Source organism: Actinomadura opuntiae (assembly GCF_030283205.1).
Lineage (GTDB): Bacteria > Actinomycetota > Actinomycetes > Streptosporangiales > Streptosporangiaceae > Spirillospora.
This window is the reverse complement of the sequence record NZ_JASNWF010000026.1, coordinates 128631-136745: the sequence shown is the minus strand read 5'-3', so window position 1 is coordinate 136745 and position 8115 is coordinate 128631. Positions and strand designations below refer to the sequence as shown.

8 protein-coding genes are annotated in these 8115 nt (G+C 74.3%); 5 read left to right on the top strand and 3 right to left on the bottom strand.

Annotation, left to right across the window (positions count from 1 at the left end; all coding sequences use genetic code 11):
- Together QP089_RS41315 and QP089_RS41310 are read left to right on the top strand one after the other, a co-directional pair.
- Positions 1-1749: helix-hairpin-helix domain-containing protein (locus QP089_RS41315; RefSeq protein WP_285919762.1), on the top strand; the 1749-nt coding region annotated here is incomplete at its 5' end.
- Positions 1750-1893: 144 nt separating this feature from the next.
- A complete protein-coding gene (locus QP089_RS41310) occupies positions 1894-2544 on the top strand; it encodes a hypothetical protein (protein WP_285919760.1) in 651 nt (216 codons plus the stop codon).
- 71 nt (positions 2545-2615) lie between these two features.
- On the opposite strand, the gene fabI is transcribed toward QP089_RS41310, so the two are convergent.
- Positions 2616-3404, bottom strand: coding sequence for an enoyl-ACP reductase FabI (gene fabI, locus QP089_RS41305; protein ID WP_285919759.1), 789 nt, complete (start codon positions 3402-3404; stop codon positions 2616-2618).
- A gap of 5 nt (positions 3405-3409) precedes the next feature.
- Entirely contained in the window at positions 3410-4114 is a 705-nt protein-coding gene (locus QP089_RS41300) for a beta-ketoacyl-ACP reductase (RefSeq protein WP_285919757.1), read from the bottom strand.
- Between the two features lie 225 nt (positions 4115-4339).
- On the opposite strand from QP089_RS41300, the gene QP089_RS41295 reads away from it, so the two are divergent.
- Together QP089_RS41295 and QP089_RS41290 are read left to right on the top strand one after the other, a co-directional pair.
- Positions 4340-5839 (top strand): TldD/PmbA family protein, encoded by a 1500-nt coding sequence (locus QP089_RS41295; protein WP_285919755.1) that lies wholly within the window; start codon positions 4340-4342, stop codon positions 5837-5839.
- A gap of 5 nt (positions 5840-5844) precedes the next feature.
- Positions 5845-7221, top strand: a complete 1377-nt coding sequence (locus QP089_RS41290) for a metallopeptidase TldD-related protein (RefSeq protein WP_285919781.1) — start codon at positions 5845-5847, stop codon at positions 7219-7221.
- A 194-nt stretch (positions 7222-7415) separates the two neighbouring features.
- On the opposite strand, the gene QP089_RS41285 is transcribed toward QP089_RS41290, so the two are convergent.
- A complete protein-coding gene (locus QP089_RS41285; protein WP_285919753.1) occupies positions 7416-7628 on the bottom strand; it encodes a dodecin in 213 nt (70 codons plus the stop codon).
- 64 nt (positions 7629-7692) lie between these two features.
- Between QP089_RS41285 and QP089_RS41280 the strand changes: the two genes are divergently transcribed.
- Positions 7693-8037 carry a DUF3099 domain-containing protein gene (locus QP089_RS41280; protein ID WP_285919751.1) on the top strand — a complete coding sequence of 115 codons (345 nt, stop codon included), beginning with the start codon at positions 7693-7695 and terminating at the stop codon, positions 8035-8037.
- The last annotated feature ends 78 nt before the right edge of the window (positions 8038-8115 follow it).

Here is an 8115-nt window from a genome sequence, read left to right as displayed (position 1 = left end):
GCCGGCGCCGCCACGCCCGAGGACCGGGCCGCGCTCAACGAGCTGTTCGCCGCGACCGGCGTCCCCGCCGCGCTCACCGCGCGGACGGCGGCGCGGCTCGGGTCCGGTGCCGCCGCGCGGCTGCGCGAGGACCCGTGGCGGCTGCTGCGCGTCCCCGGCGTGCGGCTCCCGCAGGCCGACCACTTCGCGCGCGCCCTGCTCGGCCCGGACGCCCGGCCCGACGACCCGCGCCGCGGCCGCGCGCTCGTCCTGCACCTGCTGACCGAGGCGGCCCGGCAGGGGCACACCGTCACCCCGCTCGCCGAGGTCGTGACGCAGCTGGAACGCGCCCAGGTCGACGACCCGCCCGGCGCCGTCGAGGCGGCCCTGGACGAAGGCGAGGTGCTGCCGCTCACCGAGGAGCCGGAGTTCGACGAGGAGTCGTTCGACGAGGACGCCGAGCCGCCCGAGCCGGAGGAGACGCTCGGCGTGGAGCGCTGGGCGCTGGCGGAGGAGACGGCGGCCGAGGGGTTCCAGCGGCTGACGCTCACCGCCGTGCCGCTGCTGGACGACACCGCCGTCAAGGAGCTGCGCGCCGGGCTGCCCGAGGACCGCTCGCTCGCGCTCACCGCCGCGCTGCGCACCGGCGTCAGCGTCCTGCGCGGCACCCCGGACGCCCTCGCCGGGACCGCCGCCGGCATCGCCTCGGCCGCCGCGTCGGCCGGCCTGCGCGCCGCGGTCGCCGCGCCGACGGAACGGGCCGCCGCCGACCTGGCCGCCGCGCTCCCCGGTGACGGGCCCGCCCCGGTCGTGGCGAGCCTGCACCGCCTGCTGGAGCCGCAGGACGACGCGTCCGCGGCGCCCGGCGCCGTCGTGTACGGGCGCGGCGAGCAGCGGCCGTTCGAGCTGGACCTGGTCGTGGTGACGGAGGCGGCGGCGCTCGACGTCGAGCTGTGCGCGCTGCTGGTCGGGGCGTGCCCGGACGGCGCCCACCTCGTGCTGTGCGCCGAGCCGGGCTCGCCGCCGCCCGCCGGGCCGGGCCGCCCGCTGGACGACCTGGAAGGGTCGGACACCGTCCCGGTCGTCACGCTGGACGCCGAGCCTCCGTCCGATCCCGTCGCGGCGCTCACCGAGGCGGTGCGGGGCGGGGAGCTGGTCGCGGTGGACGCGCCGGGCCGCGAGGTCGTGATCGTGCCGGCCGCCGACCCGGCGGAGGCGGTGCACCGGGCGGTCCAGCTCGTCACCGACTCGATCCCGCGCGCGCTCGGCATCCCGGTGGAGGACGTCCAGGTCGTCGCGGTGGCCTCGGGCGGCGACGCGGGCGCGGCCGCGCTGAACGCGGCGCTGAAGGCGCGGCTGAACCCCGGCCCCGGCGCGTTCGGCGGGATGGACCCCGGCGACCGGGTGGTCGTGGCGGCGCCGCTTCCCCTGGCCGCGGTCGGCGAGACCGGCGTGGTGACCGGCGGCGGCCCGCACGGCCTGGACGTGGAGTTCCCCGGCGGCGCGGTGACGATCGCGCCCGCGGACGCGGCGCGGCTGCGGCACGGCTGGGCGGTGCCGGTCGCCCAGGCGCGCGGGACGCGCCGTCCTGCGGTCGTGGCGGTGCTGGTGCCGGACGGGCTGTCGCGGCCGCTGGTGGCCACCGCGTTCGGGCTGGCGCGCAGGCACCTGTCGGTGGTGCAGGCGGCCGGGCCGGCGCTGGCCAGGGCCGTCAAGGAGTCCGGGGCGCGCGAGCGGCGGACCCGCCTGGCGCGATTGGTGAGGCGGTAAAGAAACCGCCGTGTCGCGGTTTACGGTTGGCCCCGTATGGGGCACGATCGGACCAATCGGCGCGCGCATTCGACCGTGACCTCTGTGTCCATCGTTCGTTGGACCAGGTGTCAACAACAGCATCACGGCAGGCGGAGGAGCGACATGCCCCAGCGGCTCAGGCGGCTCGGTACGGCTTCGGCCGCGGTCTCGGCGGGCGCCCTGGTCCTGCTGCTGGCCGCGCCCGCGGGCGAGGCGGCCGCGGCGGAGACGTGCAAGAAGGGCACCGACCCGGCCAGCACCATCGACAACTGGAAGTGCAACCTCGGCAACCTGCGCAAGGCGCTGACCCCGACGCCCACGCCGACGCCGACCCCCACGCCCAAGCCCACCAAGTCGAAGAAGCCCAGCGCCCCCAAGAGCAGCGCGCCCAAGAAGGCCAAGGCGCCCGCTCGCGGCTCGGGCACGGCGGTCCGCGCGCCGTCGGCCACCGGCACGGGCGCCGGGCCGTCCACGATGACCGGCGGGCAGGGCCTCAAGCCCTACGACCCGAACGCCCCGACGCTCTCGTCCGGGCTGCCGGGCGTGCTGCCCACCCCGGAGGTCGCGGCCGACCCGAACGCCTACCGCAACGCGTCCGGCGCGTACACCATGCCGCAGACGCGCCTCATCTCCCCCGTCGCCTCCTCCGAGCACGACGGCGACCAGATGCTCTGGGTCGCCGCCGCCGCGGGCGCGGCGGGCGCCGTGGCCGCCCTCAACATCAGCGTCGCGGGCCGCTCGCTCCGCCGGGCCGCCGCGGCCCGCCGCCGCTGACGCAGCACGCCGAAGGCCCCCTCCCCGGCTTGGGGAGGGGGCCTTCGGCGTTCGCGTGGGCCGCCGGAGGGCTACACGTCCGGGGCGCCGACGGAGTGCAGGCCGCCGTCGACGTGGACGATCTCGCCGCTGGTGGCCGGGAACCAGTCCGACAGCAGCGCCACGCACGCCCGCGCGGTCGGCTCGCTGTCCTTGATGTCCCAGCCGAGCGGGGCCGCCTTCGGCCACAGCTCCGTCATGCCCTCGAAGCCGGGGATGCTCTTGGCCGCCATCGTGGCCAGCGGGCCCGCCGCGACGAGGTTGACGCGGATGCCCTGCGGGCCGAGGTACTTGGCCAGGTAGCGGGCGCACGACTCCAGGCCGGCCTTCGCCACGCCCATCCAGTCGTACACCGGCCACGACTTGGTGGCGTCGAAGTCCAGGCCGACGACCGAGCCGCCGTCCTTCATCAGCGGCAGGCACGCCATCGTCAGCGACTTCAGCGAGTACGTGGAGGCGTGAATGGCGGTCGCCACGTCCTCCCAGGGCGTCTCCAGGAAGTTGCCGCCGAGCGCGGTCTGCGGCGCGAAGCCGATCGCGTGCATCACGCCGTCGAGGTGGTCGAAGCCGTGCTCGCGCAGGTTGCCCTCAAGGGCGTTCAGCTGCTCGGTGTTCATCACATCGAGTTCGATGACCGGCGGCGGGTTGTCCGGGCCGGACGGCAGCCGCTTGGCGGTCCGCGCCGTGAGGGTCGGCCGCGGGTAGGCGGTCAGCACGACCTCGGCGCCCTGCTCCTGCGCGACCCGCGCGACGTGGAAGCCGATGGAGGCGTCGGTGAGGACGCCGGTGACCAGGATCCGCTTGCCTTCGAGGATTCCCATGACTGTCAGTGCCCCATTCCCAGGCCGCCGTCGACCGGGATCACGGCCCCGGTGATGTAGGCGGCGTCGTCGCTCGCCACGAACCGCACGGCCTTGGCGACCTCCTCGGGCCGCGCGATCCGGCCCAGCGGGATCGCCGCGGTGATCCCCTTCTGCTGGTCCTCGGTCAGCACCGCGGTCATGTCGGTGTCGACGAACCCGGGCGCGACCACGTTCACCGTGATGTTGCGCGACCCGAGCTCGCGGGCCAGCGACCGCGCGAACCCGACCAGGCCCGCCTTGGACGCGGCGTAGTTCGCCTGCCCCGGCGAACCGAGCAGCCCCACCACCGACGACACCAGCACGATGCGCCCCTTGCGGGCCCGCATCATGCCCTTCACGCCGCGCTTGGCGACCCGGAACGCGCCGGTCAGGTTCGTGTCGAGCACCGAGGTGAACGACTCCTCGCTCATCACCGCCAGCAGCGTGTCCTTGGTGATGCCGGCGTTGGCGACGAGCACCTCCACCTTGCCCTGCTCCGCCTCGACCTTGGCGAACGCCGCGTCGACGTCCTCGGCGCTGGTCACGTCGCACCGCACGCCGAACAGCCCCTCCGGGGGCTCGCCCGACCGGTAGGTGACGGCGACGGCGTCGCCCGCCGCGGCCAGCTCGCGGGCGATGGCCAGGCCGATGCCCCGGTTCCCCCCGGTCACGAGGACAGAGCGACTCATCACGACCCTCTCGTAGGCGCTGCTTGGTTGGTCCGTCTTCCGGTGCGCGGTGCGCCCTGCGCGCCGACCCGCCCGCCGCCGGGCGGCCGGCCCCGAAGCCGTCCACGACCCTAGCGGGCACCCGGCGGGAAGAGGATGTGCCTTACCGACAAGATCCGTCTCCCCCGCTTTGTTCGCCCGCCGCACAGGTGAGGCGGGTGGCGCCCCCGGGGTAGGTTGCCAAGGGTGCATGACATCGATCCCGCCTTCACCGCGCTGCCCCTGCGCGCGCTGGCCGACGCGGCCCTCGCCCGGGCCCGGGAACTCGGCGCCGAGCACGCCGACTTCCGCCTCGAGCGCATCCGCAGCCAGACGCTGCGGCTGCACGACGCCGCCCTGGAGACCGCGCTGGACGCCGACGACCTGGGCCTGTCGGTCCGGGTCGTCAAGGACGGCACCTGGGGGTTCGCCGCCGGCATCGACCTGACCCCCGCCGGCGCCGCCCGGGTCGCCGAGCAGGCCGTCGAGGTCGCCGCCGTCGCCCGGGCCGTCAACCGCGAGCCCATCGAGCTGGCGCCCGAGCCCGCGCACGGCGAGCGGACCTGGGTGTCGGCCTACGAGACCGACCCCTTCGACGTGCCGACCGGCGAGAAGGTCGCGCTGCTGGCGGACTGGAGCCGCGGGCTGCTCGCCGACGCCCGCGTCGACCACGTCGACGCCGCCCTGCTGCAGGTCAAGGAGAACAAGTTCTTCGCCGACCTCAACGGGACGGTCACCACCCAGCAGCGCGTCCGGCTGCACCCGGTCCTGGACGCCGTCGGCATCGCCGACGGGGTCTTCGACACGATGCGCACCCTCGCGCCGCCCGCCGGATACGGCTGGGAATGGCTCACCGGCGCGCACTGGGACTGGGACGGGGAGCTCGCCCGCATCCCCGAGCTGCTCGCCGAGAAGCTCGCCGCGCCCAGCGTCGAGGCCGGCCGGTACGACGTCGTCGTCGACCCGTCCAACCTGTGGCTGACCATCCACGAGTCGATCGGGCACGCCACCGAGCTGGACCGCGCGCTCGGCTACGAGGCCGCCTACGCCGGCACCTCGTTCGCCACCCCCGACAAGCTCGGCACCCTGCAGTACGGCTCGAAGGTCATGAACATCACCGGCGACCGCACCACCGAGCACGGCCTGGCCACCATCGGCTATGACGACGAGGGCGTCGAGACCCAGTCGTTCGACATCGTCACCGGCGGCCTGTTCACCGGCTACCAGACCGACCGGCGCATCGCCCGCCTCACCGGAGCGGAGCGCTCCAACGGCTGCGCGTTCGCCGACGCGCCGTCCAGCATGCCGATCCAGCGGATGGCGAACGTGTCGCTGCGGCCCGCGCCGGACGGGCCGTCCACCGACGAGCTGATCTCCGGCGTCGACCGCGGCATCTACATCGTCGGCGACAAGAGCTGGTCGATCGACATGCAGCGCTACAACTTCCAGTTCACCGGGCAGCGGTTCTACCGGATCGAGAACGGGCGGCTCGCCGGGCAGCTGCGCGACGTCGCCTACCAGGCCACCACCACCGACTTCTGGAACTCGATGGAGGCCGTCGGCGGCCCGCAGACCTACGTGCTCGGCGGCGCGTTCAACTGCGGCAAGGGCCAGCCCGGCCAGGTCGCCCCGGTCAGCCACGGCTGCCCGTCCGCGCTGTTCCGCGGCGTCAACATCCTCAACACCCTGCAGGAGGCCGGCCAGTGAGCACGATCAGGCCGCAGGAGGCGGTGGAGCGGGCGCTCGCCCTGTCGCGCGCGGACGACTGCATCGTCATCGCCGACGAGTCCACCACCGCGAACCTGCGCTGGGCGGGCAACACCCTCACCACCAACGGCGTCACCCGCTCCAGCCGGCTCACCGTGATCGCGCTGCGCCGCACCGGCGACGGCGTCGCCACCGGAGTGGTGTCGCGGTCCGCCGTCGGCGCCGACGGCATCGAGGACCTCGTGCGCGCCGCCGAGGCCGACGCCGCCGGCGGCCGGCCCGCCGAGGACGCCGCGCCGCTGATCGCCGACGGCCCCGCCGCCACCGGCTGGGACGACCCGCCCGCCGAGACCGGGATCGGGGTGTTCGAGAGCGTCGCGCCCGCGCTCGGCGAGGCGTTCGGCGCCGCGCAGGCCGCCGGGAACCGGCTGTACGGGTTCGCCAACCACGTCCTGACCTCGACATTCCTCGGCACCTCCGCCGGACTGCGGCTGCGCCACGACCAGCCAACCGGGCTGCTGGAACTGAACGCCAAGGGCGACGGCGGCTCGGCCTGGGCCGGCGCCGGTACCCGCGACTTCACCGACATCGACGTGCCCGACCTCGCCGCCGGGCTCGCCCGCCGGCTGGAATGGGGCGGACGCCGCGTCGACCTGCCCGCCGGACGCTACGAGACGATCCTGCCGCCGTCCGCGGTCGCCGACCTCATGGTCTACCTGTACTGGTCCGCGGGCGCCCAGGACGCCGCCGACGGCCGGACGGTGTTCAGCGCCCCCGGCGGCGGCACCCGCGTCGGAGAGAAACTGGCGAGCCTGCCCGTCACCCTGTCCAGCGACCCCGCCGCACCCGGCCTCGAATGCGCGCCGTTCGTCGTCGCGCACGCCTCCAGCCGCGAAGCGTCGGTGTTCGACAACGGCCTCGCCCTCGGCGCCACCGACTGGATCTCCGGCGGCACCCTCACCTCGCTCGCCCAGACCCGCCACTCCGCCGAACGGACCGGCCTGCCGCTCACCCCGCCCATCGACAACCTCTCCATGGCCGGCCCCGACGGCGGCGCCTCCCTGGAGGAGATGATCGCCCGGACCGAGCGGGGCCTGCTGCTGACCTGCCTGTGGTACATCCGCGAAGTCGACCCGCAGAGCCTGCTGCTGACCGGCCTCACCCGCGACGGCGTCTACCTCGTCGAGAACGGCGAAGTCGTCGGAGCCGTCAACAACTTCCGGTTCAACGAAAGCCCCGTCGACCTGCTGTCCCGGCTCACCGAAGTCGGCGAGACCGTCCCGACACTGCCCCGCGAATGGTCGGACTACTTCACCCGCGCCGCAATGCCGGCCGTCAGGGTCGGCGACTTCAACATGTCGACGGTCTCCCAGGCACGTTAGGTGTGGGGGGACGACCCCCCACACCCCCCGAGTGCGGGGGCGTCCGGCGGCTGGAGCTCCGCTGGCGCTCCGCTCCAGCCGCCGGTCACCCCCGGTGGGGGGCCAGCCCCCCACGCCCCCCGGTGGGGGGCACCCCCACACCCCCGCTTGCGCGTGAGGGTGTGGGCGGGGCCGGTCGTCGTCTTCGACCGGGGTCAGGCGTCTTCCAGGCGGAAGCCGACCTTGATCGTTACCTGGTAGTGCGCGACCTCGCCGTCCTCGATCTGGCCGCGCACCTCCTTCACCTCGAACCAGTCGAGGTGGCGCAGGGTCTGCGAGGCGCGCCTGATGCCGTTGCGGACGGCGCTCTCCACCGACTCCGGCGAGGTGCCCACGATCTCCGTCACCCGGTACGTGCGGTCCGTCATGTCCCGCCTCCCATCTCTTGACCGTCCTGCTGTCGCCTATCGGACTCCATGGGCTTACCGTGGAATGGTGAAGGTCAATCACCGCCGGGGACCGGAGGTCTACACGGTCACCGACGCTCCCCGCCCGATGTCCGAGGACGTCGGCTACCGGCAGCGGCGCTACCTGTGGTCGATGGGACTGCGGACCGTCTGCTTCGTCGGCGCCGTGGTCAGCGTCGTCGCCGGGGCTCCGGTGTGGCTGGCGGGGGTGCTGGTGGTGGGCGCGCTGCTGCTGCCGTACGTCGCGGTGATCTTCGCCAACGGCGGCCGGGAGCCGACCGCGTCGGCGCACTTCGAGGACCACCCCGAGGACCACGGGGACGCCGAACAGAAGCGGGTTTCCGGACAGCGACCGGAAATCGGGTCGTGACATTCTCTTGACTAACCGCGGGGGGTTTCGGTGTACGATTTGTACCGGCGCTCTGGTCCCCCGTCGGAGCGCCCGTGC